The sequence below is a fragment of the Streptomyces sp. NPDC058964 genome, from assembly GCF_042741275.1.
In the GTDB taxonomy this organism is placed as follows: Bacteria; Actinomycetota; Actinomycetes; order Streptomycetales; family Streptomycetaceae; genus Streptomyces.
The window spans coordinates 1-1,475 of sequence record NZ_JBHYKH010000957.1 but is presented as its reverse complement, the minus strand read 5'-3'; the positions used below and the strand labels follow the sequence as shown (position 1 = coordinate 1,475).

2 protein-coding genes are annotated in these 1,475 nt (G+C 66.5%); both read right to left on the bottom strand.

Translation table 11 applies throughout. The features are described 5' to 3' along the window. Positions 1-311, bottom strand: a 311-nt coding sequence (locus ACFW2E_RS46790; RefSeq protein ID WP_384478244.1) for a hypothetical protein, incomplete at its 3' end; no start/stop codon positions are given. 398 nt (positions 312-709) lie between these two features. Then, on the bottom strand, positions 710-1,475 hold a 766-nt coding region (locus tag ACFW2E_RS46785; RefSeq protein ID WP_384478241.1), incomplete at its 5' end, for a transposase.

Below are 1,475 nucleotides of genomic sequence, written 5' to 3'. Positions count from 1 at the left end.
CCCTGCGGACAGATCACCCGGTGGCGCTCGTCCTTCCCGAGCCACTCCGGTTCGACGACAGTTCCGCCGAGTTGCTGCACTCGGGACATGAACGCCGCCCAGGCGGTAGCCGGGTCACTGCCGGAACAAGCTCGGCACATGCCCTGGCCCTGTTGCACCCGGTTCGGGATGGCTTTCGTATCGTGCCCTTCCGGGCATCGAACTCGGTGCTTGGCGACGCTGCCGAGCCATTCAGGCTCCAGCACTTCACCGCCCAGCTCCTCGACACGGGCTTTGAACCGCTCCCAGGCCCTTGTTGGTGATCCCCCCATGCAGTCAGTCTGCCATTGCCTTGTCGCCGCAGCGGGGCGTTGTCCCGGCGCTCGTAATCGAGACAGAGCCGGCCGTCCCGGCTGGCAGGTCCCGCAGTCTTTAGCTGATCCGCCTCTGTCGGCAACAGATGAGGGACTTGCCGCCCGCCGTGAGAGGGCGACAGGTGCATCGCCGATCCCCGGTGCTGGGCGGATGGGGGGGCGGCCGTTGCAGTGCAGGTAGCCGCGGGAGCGCACGCTTTCGGCGACGGCCTGGTCGGGTCTGCAACAGAGCGGTCGGGCCGGTGGGCGGGGCTCGGATCCGTTCCAGGAGGGGGCGTACGCAGATGCTGTCGTGGCGTTCGCCTGGGGTCAACAGGCGGGCGAGGGGACGGCCATCGCAGGCGAGGTTTTGGGGGTCAGTCCGGCTCGGGATCGGCAGCAGGCGTGATCGTCCGGTTCGTACGGCCGATGGCTCCCTCATTTCGACCCGCCGCGGCGGCGTGCTGGTTGGCGCGGACAAGGGTGGATATGAATTGCCCGAGCCAGTCGCTGTCGCCAGCCGCGTCCGCCCGGGCCCGGGCCTGCTGGAGGGCGCGGGCGAACACGCCGTCCATGGCGTAGCGGCGAAATCGGGCGTAGACCGTCTGCCATGAGCCGTAGCGTTCCTCCGGCAGGTAGCGCCAGGGGATCCCGGTTCGGATCTTGTAGAGCATCCCGTTAACGACCTGACGGTCCTCTGCGCGCGGACGGCCTATCGCGGCTGCTACGGGTATGAGGGGAGCGAGTATCTCCCACTCCTGATCACTGAGTTCATGGTGTCGTATCTCCTCACCACGATCCAATACTTGATGGTTTTTGGCCCCTAGCTGGAGGTCCCACACCATGAACAAACGCTCCAGCGCCTGACGCTCGTCTTCCGTGAGCTTTTCTGGTGCTTTGCGTATTTTGTGGATCCAGTGGCCGAGTGCGACGGTGCGCTGGCCGTTCCAGATCGTTTCGTCGTGGCCACGGGGTACGCGCAGGTTCCCCTCGCGTGCCAGATATGCCGCGGCGGCTTCCAGGTAGTTGCGGAATGCGCGGTACCGTTCAGTGCCCCGCTCCCCGTCGTAGACGCTGTCGGCGGCGGGGGCCAGTTGGATGTCCAGCAGGAGCTGGGCCTGGGCCGGGTGCAGTTCGTGAAAG